We start from the raw sequence: 14,364 nt of genomic DNA, 5'->3' as shown, positions 1-14,364 counted from the left end.
TAGAGCGTCGGCCTGCGGAGCCGAAGGTTAGTGGTTCGATCCCACTTGGGCGCACCATCATATTATGGCGACAGAAGAACGAGCTGAAGACATAGCCGCAACGCATGAGCGGTACATGCGCGAAGCCCTCAAAGAAGCTGAGGAAGCGCTTGAGTCTCATGACCGGCCGGTCGGCGCGGTCATCGCGCACCAAGGGCGCGTGATCGGCCGCGCGCATCATCAAGTTAAACTCTTGCGCGACCCGACGGCGCACGCCGCCATCATTGCGATCACGCAAGCGGCGAACGAGTTGGGCTCGGATCAGCTCACCGACGCGGTGGTTTATGTCACCGAGGAGCCCTGCGCGATGTGCGTGGGGGCCTTATTGCTGTCCAAGGCGGCGCGGTTGATCTATGGCGCGGCCAATCCGCGCAGCGGGGCGTGCGGTTCGGTGATTGATTTGGCCAAAAACGAGCGGCTCAACCGGCGCATGACCGTGACCGGCGATGTGCTCTCCGGCGACTGTTTCGCGCTGCTGCGCCGCTTCGCCGCCAGCGCGCATACGGATTGAAAATTTGGAGAGGTGGCTGAGCGGTCGAAAGCGGCGGTTTGCTAAACCGTTACACGGGAGAAATCTCGTGTCCCGGGTTCAAATCCCGGCCTCTCCGTTTTAACTGCACCTGCGCAAGAGCGATATCAGATATCAAACGGGCGTTTGATATCTGATATCGAATGGAAACGATGGCGTACCTCCCGTTTGCCCGTAAATACCGGCCGCAGACGTTTGAAGAGCTGATTGGCCAGCCGCATGTGACCACGACGCTCACACAGGCCCTGAAAGCCAAGCGCGTAGCGCAAGCGTATCTCTTCGCCGGCCCGCGCGGAGTGGGCAAGACCTCGGCCGCGCGCATCCTGGCGAAGGCCTTGAACTGCGAAAAGGGGCCGACGGCAACGCCATGCGATGCGTGCGCCTCCTGCACGCAGATCATCAGTGGCAGCAGCCTGGATGTGATCGAAATCGACGGGGCGTCAAATCGCGGTATCGAAGAAATCCGCACGTTGCGCGAGTCGGTCGGCTATGCCGCCGCGACCGGCGAGTTTCGCCTCTACATCATCGATGAAGTCCACATGCTGACGACGGAAGCGTTCAACGCGCTGCTCAAAACGCTGGAAGAGCCGCCCGCCCATGTGAAATTCATCTTTGCCACGACTGCGCCCAACAAAGTGCCGGCGACGATTCTTTCACGATGCCAGCGGTTTGATTTTCGCCGCGTGGATGTGCCCACCCTGGTGAAGCAACTCTCGCAGGTAGTGAAGGCCGAGAAGATCCATGTCGCGGAGCCGGCGGTGTATGCGATCGCACGTGCGGCCGATGGCAGCGTGCGCGACGGGGAAGTGCTCTTGGATCAGGCCGCCAGCTTCGTCAAAGGCGCGATTGAGGAATCGGATGTGATCGCCTTGCTCGGCGCCATCGAAGCCGACGCGCTGATCGAGTGGGTCCGCGCGATCATCGATCGCAACGCGCCAGGAGCGCTCTCGCTGCTGGCGAAGCAGCTGGATCAGGGGAAAGACGCGGCGCAGTTGCTGATGGCGCTGGTGCGGCATCTGCGAAATCTGCTGATGCTGCGCGTCACCGACGGCGCTGCCTCCAAAGAGGAGCTGCGCAGCCGGCTGATTGATGAGCCGGCCGAACGGCTGAGCGCTCTTGAGCGGCAAGCCGCCCGGCTTGGCCCGCAGGAGCTGTTGCTCGCACTCCAGGTGCTGATGGGCGCGTATGAACTCGTGCGGCGCAGCCCCATGGCGCCGATGATCCTTGAGCTGGTGATCATTAAGTTGTCGACGAGAGAGCAGTGGCAGTCGCTGGAGCAGATCACGCAGCGATTGGAGCAGCTCAGCGCGCAGACCCCGCACCATATGGGTGCGGGGCAGGCAGACTCGACGGAAGAGACGGGACCGACGGAGAAAACGAGAAAGGCTCCCACGCCAGGAACGACCCATCAACCTGCCGAGAGCATGGGGGCTGTCCCCGCTGTGGCGACGATTTGGCCGGCGTTTCTTGAGCGGCTGGGCGCGAAGAAAATATCACTGGCCGCGTATCTGGCCCATGCTAAGCCGCTCGCACTGGAGGCCGGCACGCTGACCGTCGGGCTGCCAGGGTTTGCGCTCCACCAGGAAGTGGTGAGCGAACCCGAGACGCGCCGGCTCATTGCCGCGCTGCTGAGCGAGTTATTGAAGACCGCGGTGCGTGTCGAGTACACGACGCTGTCGGATCTTCCCAGCCCAGCGCCGGCGGATGCGCCGGCGGCATCGGCCGGAAGCGCTCCCGGCTCTCCGCTGGTGCAAGATATCGTGAAGCTGTTTAACGCGACCGTGCTGGATCGCCCCTCAGTCAGTTGATGTCGTCATACGCCAAGCCCCTGCTTCGGCTGCTGGAAGCGCTCGAGAAATTGCCTGGCATTGGTCCGCGCTCGGCCGAGCGCATCGCGTTTTATCTGCTGCGCGCGTCACGAGAGGAGGCGCGGCAGCTGGCAGGGGCCGTGGTCGCCGTGAAGGAGCAGCTCCAGTTTTGCGCGGTCTGCTTCAACCTCTCGGAAACGCCGCGGTGCGCCATCTGCCAGGATGCGGCTCGCGATCCGTCGGTGATCTGCGTGGTGGAGGAGCCGAAAGACGTGCTGTCGATCGAGAAGACCGGGACCTTCACCGGCCTCTACCATGTGCTGCTCGGGGCCATTGCGCCGCTGGATGGGATCGGCCCGGAGCTGTTGAAGATCGATGAGCTGATGCGCCGGCTCAGCGACGGCATCGTCCAGGAAGTGATCATCGCCACCGACGCGGATAAAGACGGAGAAACCACCGCCGCGTATCTCTCGAAGCTCATGCGCCCCGCCGGGTTGAAGCTGACCCGGATTGCTTCAGGCATTCCCGTCGGCAGCCATCTGGAATATGCCGATGCCGCCACGCTCGCCCGCGCCCTTGAAGGCCGCCGGGAGCTGCTGTAGCGGGTCGCCGGCGGTTCGTCCGACAACACACAACACCACACAGGAGGGAGTCGTCATGCGTTCCGTGGGAGATCGGTTTCCGGCTTTTCGTGTCAAAGCGACGGTGTCCAATCAGGTGAAGGAGGCGTTCGTCGAGGTTTCAGAGAAGAGCTATCCGGGCAAGTGGCTCGTGGTGTTTTTCTGGCCGAAGGACTTCACCTTTGTGTGTCCGACGGAGATCGAGGAGTTCGGCCGGCTGAATCCGCAGTTTGAGGAGCGCGGCGCGAAGCTCCTCGGCGGCAGCACCGACTCCGAGTTTGTGCACCTGGCCTGGCGGAACCAGCAGAAAAGCCTCAGCGCGCTGCCGTTTCCCATGCTGGCGGATGTGAAGCGCGAGCTCTCAGAAGCGCTGGGCATCCTGGATGCGAAGGAAGGCGTGGCCCAGCGCGCGACGTTCATTGTCGATCCTGAAGGCACCATCCGCTTCGTGATGGTGACGGATCTCAGCGTGGGGCGCAATCCGCAGGAGGTCTTGCGCGTGCTCAATGCGCTGCAGACCGGGGAACTGTGCCCTTGCAGTTGGCAGCCGGGCGAGGCGACTATCCAGATCGGCTAACAGAGGAGGCGGGCATGGCAAGCACCAGTGTGAAGGCGGTGGACCAAGAGAAGCTCAACGCATTTCTCGGCAAGGTCGTGGGCGATTTCGGCGCCGCCCTCAGTTCCGCGCTGGTCTATATCGGGCAGCGGCTCGGGCTCTATCGGGCCATGGCGTGGGGCGGGTCCGTGACGCCGGAGGAGCTGGCCCAGCGCACCGGCACGACCGAGCGCTACATTCGGGAGTGGCTCATCAACCAGGCAGCCAGCGGCTATGTGGAGTATGATGCCGCCACCGGCCGCTATGGGCTCTCACCGGAGCAGGGGGTCGCGCTGACCGATGAGACCAGCCCCGCCTTTGTCGGCGGAGGCTTTTATGTCATTAAGGCAATGCTGGCCGCCCAGGGGCGGATCGCCGAGGCGTTTCGCAGCGGCGAGGGCATGTTTTGGAGCGAGCATGATCCGGATTTGTTTATCGGCACCGAGCGGTTCTTCCGGCCCGGCTACAAGGCGCATCTGACGGCGGAGTGGATTCCCTCGCTGACCGGCGTGGACGCCAAGCTGAAAGCCGGCGGCAAGGTGGCCGATGTGGGCTGCGGACACGGGGCCTCAACGATTATTCTGGCGAAGGCCTATCCGAAGTCGACCTTTTGGGGATTTGACAGCCACCAGCCGTCGATTGAGTATGCCAAACGTACCGCCCAAGATGCCGGCGTCGGATCTCGGATCACCTTTGAAGTCATCGAGGCGAGCCACGTCCCGCGCAAGGGCTATGATTTAGTGACGCTCTTCGATTGTCTGCACGATATGGGTGATCCGGTCAGCGCGCTGCAGCGCATCCGGGAGGCCTTGGCCGCCGACGGCAGCGTGCTCATTGTTGAGCCGATGGCCGGCGATACCGTGGAGGGAAATTTTACTCCGGTCGGCCGGACGTTTTCCGCGGCGTCGGTGTTGTGCTGCACCCCCAACGCCTTGGCCCACGGCGGCAGCGCCCTCGGCACGGTGGCGACGGAAGCAGCGCTCCGGAACACCGTGACGACGGCAGGATTTACGACGTTTCGCCGCGCGGCGGAAACCCCCTTCAACCGGATCTTTGAAGCCCGGCTCTAGCCGCGGGCGGCGCGTTAGCGCCACGTCTCCATCATCTCCGGCGGCGGCAGGGACGCCTCGCGTTGTTGAACCTCCACGTGCTGTGGGATGATGTGACGGTGCGGAAGCGCGCCGAAATACACGCTGCCTGGCGCGATACAGGTATTCTTCGGGACGACAGCTCCTGCGGCGATGGTGGCACCATCACCCACCTCCACTCCGGGCAGGATCACGGCGTTGAGGCCCACCACAACGCGGGCCCCGATCTTTACTTTCTTCAGCACGAGCTGATGGTGCTCAAAGGCGTGGCTGACGATCGTCGCATGCCCGCCGATCACCGACCCCTCGCCGATCTCCAGCAGCAATGGGTCGGCGCATGACTTCGTGTTGATCTGCACGTCCCGGCCGATGCGCGCGCCCATCAGGCGGTAAAAGAGGGGGGCGAAGGGCGTGAGCAGCAGGAAGCTCAAGAACGTGATCGACACCGGGGACCGCAAGGCGATCGAGATACCCCACGCGGCCGCCTCCGCCGACATCAGCGGGTGCGCGCCCTCCCGCAGCCGCAGCCGCAGCGCGCCTCGGAGCCCGCCGGTGATCCCGACGAGGGTGAAGCCATAGAGGAAATACGCCGCCCCCGCCGCGCAGCACATCGAAAGCATGCGCGCCCAGAAGGGGAGTGCTGCCGTGCGCGGCCAGACCGCCGAGCAGAACATCGCCCCTGGAAACATCGCTAGGCCGATGAGCACGGCTCCCAGGGCGTAGCCGACCACCACCGCGATGGTGAGCAGCACGGTGAGGGGCATCGGAGGACTCCTTCCTCGCGCAAATTGATGAAACCGGTTCTGTTCTATGGACTGCGTTTCATCGGGGCACCGGAGGCATGGCGTCGCCGGCACCTCTTGGAGAGGCGCAACCCTAAGCTTTGCATCTTCCGCCGCCACAGCCGGCCTTCCGGCCGAGGTGGTCGGCGTGACGTTATCGGCATGCGCACTCCGGCGCTTGTTGCAGGCGCTCAACCGCCTTGGCTCGCCGCGGCCGATGCGGCGGAATCACGCGCTCCAGCTCCTCCACGAGCTGTCGGCTATCCATCCCATGCTGCCAGGCAACCTCATCCAAACAGGAGCACCCCTCCGATGGCATATGAATGAGGAGGTGCTCAAAGACGGCTTTCGTCGCCGGGTGCTCATGCGCCACGCGGTTGACCGTCATGCACTCATTGAGGATCGACGTCTGCGCGATGGGCGGGGTCGGCGGTTGTTGCCCGGCCAACTCACGTTGCAGGAGCGGAAACAGCGAGGTTTCTTCTTCCGCCATATGGCGCCGCATCCGCTGAATGGCTTCGCTTAATGCCGGCACCGCGCGCTCCATGACGCGGCCATCGCCCTTCACGAACAGCCGCTTGATGGTCTGCAATTGCTCCGGCTCATCGTGGTGCTCCAGCGCAATCGCGCTGAGCGCCTGCGGGGCGAGGGTCGTGCGGCATTGCGCAATCAGGGCTTCCTCGCGTTTGATGTGGTCATGGAGCTGGCGCGCGAGCGTGCAACAGACCTCGCGCACCACCGGCCACACCTCCGGTCCCATGCGAAGCGCGGTCTCAATGACGTTGAGTTTGGCTTGCAAGACGCGATGATCACGCTGCAAGCGCTCAATAGCTCTCATGGCAGGGCCCTCCCGATACTTCAAGTCCTCTCCCCACGGGAGGAGGTGTTGGGTGGCGCGCCGCGGCCGCCGCGGCGTGGCGTTTCATGAACGCGATGAGCGACGCGGCGATCGCCTCCATGGGCGCGGCATCGGTGTTCCACATCATGACGTAGAGGAGCGGGTCATCAATGTCGCGGTGAAAATAATCCGCGATCAGGCGCGCCCGGTCGCGATCCTGGCGGGCCATCAGTTCCTTCGCCTCGCGTTCGGTGGTTTCAACGAGTGTTCGCATTCGCTGGAGGCGCGTCGCCTCAGACGCCACCAGGCGGACATGCACGCCGTCCGGCAGCCCGCGCGTGACGCACATGCCGCCCCGGCCCACGACGATGACCCGCCCCATCGCTGCCAGCGACCGGATGGTTTCGAAGAGCTTCTTCACCACGACGTATTGCGGCGATTCTCCGCCAAGCAGCGAGTAGATGGCATCTTCGATGTCGGTGTGGTATTCCTCGCTGAGCAGGGCTTGCATCGAGATGCGCAGGGCGGGATCGGCGATCAACTGCTCGCACAGCTCGCGGTCAAACACCTGCCAGCCATGGAAGAGCGGGTCATCCTCCTGCTGCATCTGCTGGAGGAGGACGCGGGCCAGGGTATGGCCGCCGGCCCCGGCCTGCCGTGAGATCGTCACGAACGGTCGATACGCGCTTGCGCCGACGAACCCAGCCGTCTCGCGTTCTCGATAGGAGAACGCCTCGAGAAATCGCTTGATGTCATCGAGAGGGGCCGCCATCGCGCGCCTTCTGGAGCGAATTGGTCAGACGCTGAAGACGAACACGCAGAAACTCACAGGCGGGGAATCGCTCTACGCTACGGGCGAGCTTCTCGCGAAGGATACCGGGGTCATGCTGCCGTTCATCGCTTGGCTTCATTGGTGCCTCCTGCCGCCAAGCCCGATCCCTTTACAACACCTCTAGGTTAGGCCAAACGCCGATGCCCTTCTATGACGCAGCTCATTATTCCATAGCCGCAGCCGAACTCCTAGGCCCGAGCGACGCTTCGCGCGAACAGGCGAATGAGCAACCGGGAAAAGAACAGCGAGGCGAAGGTGGCAAACAATGAGAGCTCCTGGACGCCGTTGAACACCACGCCGCTGACATCGAGATGGTCGAGCCTTCCCCGTCTGATGTGCGCCGCAGTCCTTTTCCAAAACCGATGGAGCGATTGGCGCGTCCATGTCAAGGAATGCGAGCACGGATTCCACCGCTTGACCCATAACAGGAGTCGAGGCGGAATGGGGGCTGACAGCGTTGGCGCGTGCGGCATGTTCCGCCGTACCGCTGATATGGCCCGTCGATAGGCGTGTTGGAGTTCAGACAGCCGCATCTGCCGCCACCCCCGCACGCTTGAGGGAAACTGTCTCAGCTCGTCGATGACGCGCTGCTCAAGCGCTGAGCGCTGCCGAGTCTGGAGCCAGAGCTCCTCCATGTCCAGCGCCAACCGCGGCCAGAGCCTGGCATAGCGCCAGACGTCGCCCGCGCGGCGTGCGAAGTACCGCCATCGCGATTCCATCGGCCACCCCGGCCGGCGTTCACGGCGAGCTTTGAGTCGGACAAACCCATGGATCATGGGATGCCCCTGTTCCACGATGAAGGAATTCTTATACCAGATGAAATTGGCGAACACGGCCCAGTAGTTTTCGGGACGCGCACGCGAGAGAATGCGCTTCATGTTCTCCAAGCTGTAGAATGTCCTCCAGGCCTCCTCGTACGCCCGCGTCCATTCTTCACGGGACATCCTGGGATGCTCGGTCGTCGCGTGGAACGAGTCATACTGGTTCAAATCCGCATCCATCGCAACGCCGCGCTGCGCCAGCGCGGCATGATCCTGAGAGCCAGGCAGCGGTGTCAGCATAAAGAACGAGGCTTGGTCAGGGCCGAGCTCCGTGGTCAGCCGCTGGATATCCTCCTGGACAGAAGAGGCTGTATCAAACGGAAACCCGATGATGTAGGCGACATGGGTGTTGATCCCTGCCGCGCGATAAGTCTCGAAGAGGGCGCGGAAGTTCTCGAGCCGGTTCTGCCGCTTGCCCGCCGCTTCCAGATTTTGCGCGTTCAGGCTCTCGAGCCCGATAAAGACCTGCGAGCAGCCGGCGGCTTTAGCCTTCGCCACAAAGTTGGGCAGCTTGTACGATTGGGTATCCACCTGGACCATGAAGCCGATCCGGATCCCCTCTTCGCGCAATTGGATGAGCCCATCGAGAATGGCTTCCCAGTGTGTGTTCCGGCAGAAGTTATCATCGGTGAAGAAATACGAGCCAATGCGATGGCGGCGGTAATTGTCCCGGATCGTCTCAAGCAGTCGAGCCACATCACGAAACCGCATCGTCCGGCCCTGGACATTGATGACGGTGCAGAACGAGCAGTTGAAGGGGCACCCCCGCCCGCAGTCCATGGTGCTGAAATTCGGCGACACAAACCGACGCGCATACCGCGGGCTGATGCGCGGCATGGGTGCTGCCTGCAGCGGTGGGGGCTGGAGCAGGAAATTGTACACGGGTTGGAGTCGTCCGAGGAGCGCGTCCCGGAGGATGCCCTCCCATCGGCCTTCGATTTCTCCGGCCACCACGCTGACACCGGCCTCGACGAGTGCCTGAATTTCCCGAGGCATCTGGGGCAGCATCGCCAGCGACCCGCTGACGTGGAAGCCGCCGATGAGGACCTCAAGCCCGGCCGCTCGACAGGCAAGCGCCACATCGCTGGCCCGGGCAAACTGATTGCTTTGCACGCCGGTCAGGCAGACGATCGCTTTCGTGCCACGGCGTCGACCGGAACGCACAATCCGCCGCACATCGACCCGTTGGACCGTTTCGTCGATCAACTCGATGCGCCACGTCAGGCGCCGTCCCAGCGTCCCTCGCCGTCGGACATCGTCCGTCAACCCGTACAGGCAGGTCAGGGTATTGCTGGGCAGCACCCCTCGCCAGTAGCGGATCACATAGCCGTCCGCATCATATTTCGAGGGCTTGATGAGGTAGATGATGAGCCGTCGTATACCCATTGCTCAACTATTTTACTCATATTGACAACGTATCGCTACACTAACAGCACACCACAGAGCGCTGAGCTCGGAAGGAAAAAATCGAAAAATGACTTATGCCGGTTTCGTGCCTCCATCTCGGCTCCTATCCAGCCTATGTGTGCTCGCATGGCTTAGCCTCGCGTCATGCACGTCGGCAGCGCGCGCCGAGCCTTCGGCATCAGACCCCGGAGCTGGCGACCCGTTCAAACAAGGCTCGCGCTACTGGTCGGTCACGGCGGCGACGTCTCGCAAGCCTTCGCTCGCGTGGTTCGCGCTCACACAGCTCCACGCCAGCTATTATCTGGTCGATGATCTGGCCATTGAGTGCGGCGGGCAATTCGGCTATGTGGAGTCGCAGCGGACATCAGGGGGCGCGTACGGCGGGGCGGAGCTTGGGATGCGCTGGCATGTGGCCAAGAGGAACCCATGGTCCCTGTACGTCGAGGCGCTGGCCGGGGCGGTGTACCAACGGCATCCCATTACCCCGGCCAGTCTGCGGTTTAATTTTGATCTCCAGGGCGGAGGCGGCGTGACCTATCGTGTCAGCCGCAACGCGATGTTAGCGGGCGGGATTCGCGCGCATCATCTTTCCAACGCCCGCGTGCGCGGCAGAAATCACAACATGGGCTACGACGCCGCGATGCTGTACCTTGAGCTGATGAAGTCCTTCTGAAATACTAAGAAATAGAACCGTCCCCTATTTTCCTTGGCGGTTTCCCGGTGTTACTGCTCAGCATCCTCCCCAGGATCCGGCTGTTCGAGTTCTTCGGTGCTCATACCCTCAATCGACTGGAGCAGGCCGGATACCGCCGACTCATCAACCGCCATGCCGCCTGATTCGCTGTTGGTGATGGCTTGGAGAACCCCGGAGATGGCGGCCGCATCGCTTCCCGAGGGAGCAGCTGGCGGCTCCTGCGGGCTTTCTGGAGGGCTCTCGAAGCCTCCGCCCGCTCACTCAGATCGCCGACCCAGCGCGCCAGCTCGAGGAATTCAAGAAGCTCCTGGCGCAGATCCCTTTGCTCACCCACTAGCGCCCGGAAGTCGGGATTATGTTGCAGTACACCACCTTACTATCTGCAATCAGAATAGCGTTTGGTAACATCGCCAGCACTCCCCTCAAAGCCGCTCAGGTAGTGGGTCGCTCAGGATTTTCCCTGAGGAACTTCTCTACAAGTGGCTGCATCACTTGCTCTTTGGACAGCGGAAAATAGTCGAACAGGATGCACAGCTCGCTCACCGCTGCATGAACCAGATCAACCAGCTTGGGTTCGATGTCTTTCAGGCGCTCTTTAATCCAGGATTCGGTTTCGTTCTCCACACAGATCCGGTCAAATCCTATCCTTCGCATTGGATCCGCGAAAGACAACATCCGGCCTCGAAGGCCAGTATATTGAATTCTGATCACTACTCTGTCTTCGGGCTCCGCATGGAGCGCTCGATACAGCCGGCTGATGCGCAGGAGCGTTTCTGCTGTTCGGACGATCCTGGTATCTACGAAGATCTTCCCTTCGGATCGCTCGTCCTCAAACAACGTCTTAAGGAGATAAAACACCCGGTCTGTCCGAAGCGCCCAGTAGTCAAAGGAAGACCGATCCATGAGTCCATCAGTTAGGATGGTGGCTCGGATGCCGTCATCATGAGGCTTTGGGGCATACTCCGGTCGGGTCATCACAAGGCCGATCGGCCAGCCAAAAGAATGCACCTGGGTTTGTTCCATCGCTCGCCGCAGCTCATCCTGCCGAAATTGCAACGTCTCCTCCGGTACCTGTCCGGCAGCTGTTTTCCACGCATCTTGCTGTGCATTGACAACAGAATCTGGAAGATAGGCCACCACCTCCATCAGGCACTTATCGCGTTGCTGAGTCTTCGCGACCTCACGCGCGGCTCGGCGTTCCCGTTCAACCCAGCCTTTGAGCTCAGCGTAGTTTTCCGACACTTTGGTCTCTTCCGTATGGGCTTGGCGTGGCGACCTGAGGATGAGATCAAAGTCACACCCTGTCTTGGCCGCGAATCGCCGGAGATAATCAATCGTAATCTTCTCCCGCCCCTGCTCGATACCGGAGACAAACTGCTGGCTGCAGTCCAGCATCTCTGCGACCTGACCTTGCGAGAGGTTCATCGCCTCGCGGCATTCCCGCAACTTGCCGGCCAGATCGTCAATAAACGGATCGCGTTCACGAGGCTGCCGCTGCCGAAGCCGGATACCGGAGCGTTGAAACTCGCGGCTATACCGTTCGTAGGTCGCCCGCCAGAACGCCCCTTTCTCCTTGGTCCACTCGTCCTTATTGATCTCTTGCTGAATAGCGTAAAACCGACGGCAGAATGCGAGCGGCTTGATCAGGGAAAACACCTGCTCGGGATCATCAACCCGCGACAGCAGACGAGCAGCAATCCGAGGAAATTTGGGATTCTGCTCATCGGTCAGGATCTCCCGAATCTTCTCGAAGGGCATCCTCAAGTCCCAGTACCAATTTTCACGTTTCATATCGCACGTATCGACGGTTCAGACGCTCATACACCTGTTGTTCCATGTGACGCATAATCTGCTTGGTATCACAGCCTGGTGCGACATCAAGTAAGGCAAACGTCGTCCCTTGGCCGGTCATGGTCTGCAACCATCGGGCCAGCCGCTGATAGTCCTGCTTGGTAAAGTGCGCTGGAAACCACTCATGCAGCGGCGCATAATGGGTCGACAGATACCACAGGTCAAAGAGATCTTTGGCATCTTGCCGGCCACCAGCCACCATCTGTCCGGTTGAAGACGGGTTGGTAGTCCAGCCGATGACAGCCCGTACTTTTCGTAGGTAAAGGTCATCCATTGAAGCAATACCATCCGGCTCAACCGGCTGCAGCAACGGATCAAAGTCTTCGATGACATCCACCTTTAAAAATGCTCTCTTGGTAATGCTGAATTCATAAGCCGCTACCTTTGCCAGGCGAAGCTTAATCCGCTCGTCCAGGAGCCGGAACGGAAACGTGGTGGCTCGCTCGATCTGCTTGGACAGTTTCCGGTGCAGGGCTTGGCTCCAGCGCTGGGTAAAGAAATCAAGGTCTTCCGAGTACCGATGGCCGCACCGGATGGCAAGGGCCGTTCCTGCGGCCAGATAGACAGGGAGATCGGCCTTGGCTACAGCCTGTAGCATCTTCTTCTGAGCTTTGACGACAGTTTGACTTATTGACATGCTATAGCTAGTATACTTGTATATTTATCATTTAGTCAACAAATTTATACGTGTTTTGGCTTGTAATACAGCTCTACTGGGGGATAACAATGAAGGGCAAAGAGAAGCCGCTGAGTGAGACGAACCCGTACTTTCGGGATCCGAAACTGCGGAGGAAAATGATTCTGCTGGCCGCTGCGTAGTCCTGAGCGAGCGAAGCGAGTCGAACCACTCCCCGGAGTGTCGGCTCACGGTGCGCGCATATCATCCTGCGGCCGATCTTCACAACTGTCTGCCCCATAAACGACTCGAGCGGACAACTTCCGTGACGGAGGCGTCCGCTCTGAGCCGTTACGATGGCTCCCCGTGTTGGCCACTCACTGCACCATTTCTGACCCGGCATGGTGGCAAGTCTTTCGCGTGTATCAAACGATCGAGAAGCGCCCTACTCGGCGCGGCGGCACCGGTCGGCGCATCGTATTCCAATGGACCCCGCCGCCAATCGTGCCCGAGCGAGTCTACACGTCGCCGCTCTTGGAAGCTCGCCGTTATGCCAGCATCCTTCAGCGCGACCCCTTCGTGAAAACGCAAGCCGACCTCGCTCGTGAAATGGGCGTTTCCCGGGTTCGCATCACCCAGGTCATGAGCCTGCTGCGGCTGGCCCCAGAAATCCAGGAACAGCTTCTGCGCCTGACCGACCAGCCGACGATCCACTTCTTCAGCGAAAACCGCCTGCGCCCGCTGACTCAAATCGACGACCCGGCGCGCCAGCTCGAGGAGTTCCAGAAGCTGCTCGCGCAGCTCCCCTCACTCACCCAGTAGCGCCATGGGAGGTAGGATATGTTGCAGGATTAATTTCTTTGTTTGAGCTGGTCGTAGGTTTTGACCTGTTCCTCAAACTGCTTGATCATTTGCTCGGCCATTGTCTTGAAGTTTCGGGATCGCTCCGGGCCGTGCTTTTGCCGGACGCGTTCGATTTGCGCCTTGAAGCCCTTGATGTGCTCCAGGGTCTTCTGCCGATCGGCCTCGTCCTTGATCTGGTACATCGCCCCTCACTCCCAGAGATCGGTTAATCGGATTTGGTCGAAGTTCAGCCGGCGGTCGATCACTTCGCTGGAGACGCCAAAGCGTGTCGCCACCATGTCAGTCATCAGGGCTTTGGCAAAATCGGTCTCCTTCGACAGCCCTTGCGCTTTCACCTGTTTCGCCACCAGCTTGAACTCCTGTTGTAGCACGTCGCCTGGCACTAACACCAAGCCGCCGAAGCTGTACGCCTGCCATTCCAGGCGGGTGTAGTTTAACTCCGGCACGCCCATGAGGAAACGCTTCCAGGTGTCGATCCCTCGAAAACGATGGGCCTTGAAGAGGTCGGCGTGGAGCACGACATGGCCCACTTCATGCGCCAGCGTAAACCGGTAGCGGCTGGGCCGATGCTCGTAGACGAACTGGTCAACTGAAATCTCTGAGAGATCGCTGGAGGTGAAGCCGTCCACGTCGTAGGCCTCGAGCAAGCCAGGCAGCGGGATGATGTCGAGCCTCATCTGACACTCAATGATCTGCTCGATTGGGATCGGAATCTTCCTGGAAGAGTGGTAGCGCTTGAGAAACGCCTCTGCTGCGGCTCGAAGCTGGTTGTAGGTCAAGTGTGGGACGTTGAGCGACATGCACGATATCACTCACCCTTGACCTTCTTTACCAGCTCATCGAGTTGCTTGCCTGTGAGGCGCTTCCCTCGTAGGGTCCTGAAGACGAGCGGCAGCTTCGCCACGAGCCGATCATCCTCCAACAGTTCGTCCGGCAGGCGTCCCTTGGCCGCAGCCGCCAAATCAAAGAAGGTATACCAG

16 protein-coding genes and 1 tRNA gene are annotated in these 14,364 nt (G+C 60.9%); 8 read left to right on the top strand and 9 right to left on the bottom strand.

The window, feature by feature from the left end; all coding sequences use genetic code 11:
- The first annotated feature begins 91 nt into the window (after window positions 1-91).
- From HY737_04865 to HY737_04840, 6 genes are all read left to right on the top strand, one after another.
- Window positions 92-550, top strand: a complete 459-nt coding sequence (locus tag HY737_04865) for a nucleoside deaminase (protein ID MBI4597718.1) — start codon at window positions 92-94, stop codon at window positions 548-550.
- 6 nt (window positions 551-556) lie between these two features.
- A tRNA-Ser gene (locus HY737_04860) sits at window positions 557-647 on the top strand.
- A 73-nt stretch (window positions 648-720) separates the two neighbouring features.
- Complete coding sequence (gene dnaX / locus HY737_04855) at window positions 721-2,376, top strand: DNA polymerase III subunit gamma/tau (protein MBI4597717.1); 1,656 nt, start codon at window positions 721-723, stop codon at window positions 2,374-2,376.
- Window positions 2,376-2,978, top strand: coding sequence for a recombination protein RecR (gene recR, locus HY737_04850; protein MBI4597716.1), 603 nt, complete (start codon window positions 2,376-2,378; stop codon window positions 2,976-2,978). Before dnaX ends, recR begins: the two co-directional genes overlap by 1 nt.
- A 55-nt stretch (window positions 2,979-3,033) precedes the next feature.
- Window positions 3,034-3,573 (top strand): peroxiredoxin, encoded by a 540-nt coding sequence (locus tag HY737_04845; GenBank protein ID MBI4597715.1) that lies wholly within the window; start codon window positions 3,034-3,036, stop codon window positions 3,571-3,573.
- Between the two features lie 29 nt (window positions 3,574-3,602).
- Complete coding sequence (locus tag HY737_04840) at window positions 3,603-4,661, top strand: methyltransferase domain-containing protein (GenBank protein ID MBI4597714.1); 1,059 nt, start codon at window positions 3,603-3,605, stop codon at window positions 4,659-4,661.
- Window positions 4,662-4,675: 14 nt separating this feature from the next.
- Here the strand turns inward: HY737_04840 and HY737_04835 are convergent, their stop codons facing one another.
- The 4 genes from HY737_04835 to HY737_04820 all read right to left on the bottom strand — a co-directional run bounded on the left by HY737_04835 (window position 4,676) and on the right by HY737_04820 (window position 9,338).
- Window positions 4,676-5,299 (bottom strand): hypothetical protein, encoded by a 624-nt coding sequence (locus HY737_04835; protein MBI4597713.1) that lies wholly within the window; start codon window positions 5,297-5,299, stop codon window positions 4,676-4,678.
- A gap of 316 nt (window positions 5,300-5,615) precedes the next feature.
- Window positions 5,616-6,299: a hemerythrin domain-containing protein gene (locus HY737_04830; protein MBI4597712.1), complete on the bottom strand. Its 684-nt coding sequence runs from the start codon at window positions 6,297-6,299 to the stop codon at window positions 5,616-5,618.
- The gene (locus tag HY737_04825) at window positions 6,286-7,071 is read right to left on the bottom strand and encodes a cytidylate kinase-like family protein (protein MBI4597711.1); all 786 of its coding nucleotides are present in this window, start codon (window positions 7,069-7,071) and stop codon (window positions 6,286-6,288) included. Before HY737_04825 ends, HY737_04830 begins: the two co-directional genes overlap by 14 nt.
- Window positions 7,072-7,319: 248 nt before the next feature.
- Window positions 7,320-9,338: a radical SAM protein gene (locus HY737_04820; protein ID MBI4597710.1), complete on the bottom strand. Its 2,019-nt coding sequence runs from the start codon at window positions 9,336-9,338 to the stop codon at window positions 7,320-7,322.
- 88 nt (window positions 9,339-9,426) lie between these two features.
- Between HY737_04820 and HY737_04815 the strand changes: the two genes are divergently transcribed.
- Window positions 9,427-10,032, top strand: coding sequence for an acyloxyacyl hydrolase (locus HY737_04815; protein ID MBI4597709.1), 606 nt, complete (start codon window positions 9,427-9,429; stop codon window positions 10,030-10,032).
- A gap of 453 nt (window positions 10,033-10,485) precedes the next feature.
- Here HY737_04815 and HY737_04810 read toward each other — a convergent pair whose 3' ends face one another.
- Window positions 10,486-11,811 (bottom strand): helix-turn-helix transcriptional regulator, encoded by a 1,326-nt coding sequence (locus HY737_04810; protein ID MBI4597708.1) that lies wholly within the window; start codon window positions 11,809-11,811, stop codon window positions 10,486-10,488.
- A 22-nt stretch (window positions 11,812-11,833) separates the two neighbouring features.
- Window positions 11,834-12,541 (bottom strand): nucleotidyl transferase AbiEii/AbiGii toxin family protein, encoded by a 708-nt coding sequence (locus tag HY737_04805; GenBank protein ID MBI4597707.1) that lies wholly within the window; start codon window positions 12,539-12,541, stop codon window positions 11,834-11,836.
- Window positions 12,542-12,940: 399 nt separating this feature from the next.
- On the opposite strand from HY737_04805, the gene HY737_04800 reads away from it, so the two are divergent.
- Window positions 12,941-13,342, top strand: coding sequence for a hypothetical protein (locus HY737_04800; protein ID MBI4597706.1), 402 nt, complete (start codon window positions 12,941-12,943; stop codon window positions 13,340-13,342).
- 29 nt (window positions 13,343-13,371) lie between these two features.
- On the opposite strand, the gene HY737_04795 is transcribed toward HY737_04800, so the two are convergent.
- The 3 genes from HY737_04795 to HY737_04785 form a co-directional block, all read right to left on the bottom strand.
- Window positions 13,372-13,566, bottom strand: coding sequence for a hypothetical protein (locus tag HY737_04795; protein ID MBI4597705.1), 195 nt, complete (start codon window positions 13,564-13,566; stop codon window positions 13,372-13,374).
- A 6-nt stretch (window positions 13,567-13,572) separates the two neighbouring features.
- Complete coding sequence (locus HY737_04790) at window positions 13,573-14,184, bottom strand: ImmA/IrrE family metallo-endopeptidase (protein ID MBI4597704.1); 612 nt, start codon at window positions 14,182-14,184, stop codon at window positions 13,573-13,575.
- A gap of 8 nt (window positions 14,185-14,192) precedes the next feature.
- Window positions 14,193-14,364: hypothetical protein (locus tag HY737_04785; protein MBI4597703.1), on the bottom strand; the 172-nt coding region annotated here is incomplete at its 5' end.

It is taken from the genome of Candidatus Omnitrophota bacterium (genome assembly GCA_016209275.1).
Taxonomy (GTDB): Bacteria; Omnitrophota; Gorgyraeia; order Aquiviventales; family Aquiviventaceae; genus JACQWM01.
Note: the sequence above shows the minus strand (reverse complement) of the source record. Positions and strands in the feature narration are given on the sequence as shown.

Excerpts from the sequence above, each read along its gene's own strand:
- dnaX (MBI4597717.1), top strand. The coding sequence starts at position 721 with ATGGCGTACCTCCCGTTTGCCCGTAAATACCGGCCGCAGACGTTTGAA.
- recR (MBI4597716.1), top strand. The coding sequence starts at position 2,376 with ATGTCGTCATACGCCAAGCCCCTGCTTCGGCTGCTGGAAGCGCTCGAG.
- HY737_04845 (MBI4597715.1), top strand. The coding sequence starts at position 3,034 with ATGCGTTCCGTGGGAGATCGGTTTCCGGCTTTTCGTGTCAAAGCGACG.
- HY737_04835 (MBI4597713.1), bottom strand. The coding sequence starts at position 5,299 with ATGCTTTCGATGTGCTGCGCGGCGGGGGCGGCGTATTTCCTCTATGGC.
- HY737_04830 (MBI4597712.1), bottom strand. The coding sequence starts at position 6,299 with ATGAGAGCTATTGAGCGCTTGCAGCGTGATCATCGCGTCTTGCAAGCC.
- HY737_04825 (MBI4597711.1), bottom strand. The coding sequence starts at position 7,071 with ATGGCGGCCCCTCTCGATGACATCAAGCGATTTCTCGAGGCGTTCTCC.
- HY737_04820 (MBI4597710.1), bottom strand. The coding sequence starts at position 9,338 with ATGGGTATACGACGGCTCATCATCTACCTCATCAAGCCCTCGAAATAT.
- HY737_04815 (MBI4597709.1), top strand. The coding sequence starts at position 9,427 with ATGACTTATGCCGGTTTCGTGCCTCCATCTCGGCTCCTATCCAGCCTA.
- HY737_04810 (MBI4597708.1), bottom strand. The coding sequence starts at position 11,811 with ATGCCCTTCGAGAAGATTCGGGAGATCCTGACCGATGAGCAGAATCCC.
- HY737_04805 (MBI4597707.1), bottom strand. The coding sequence starts at position 12,541 with ATGTCAATAAGTCAAACTGTCGTCAAAGCTCAGAAGAAGATGCTACAG.
- HY737_04795 (MBI4597705.1), bottom strand. The coding sequence starts at position 13,566 with ATGTACCAGATCAAGGACGAGGCCGATCGGCAGAAGACCCTGGAGCAC.
- HY737_04790 (MBI4597704.1), bottom strand. The coding sequence starts at position 14,184 with ATGTCGCTCAACGTCCCACACTTGACCTACAACCAGCTTCGAGCCGCA.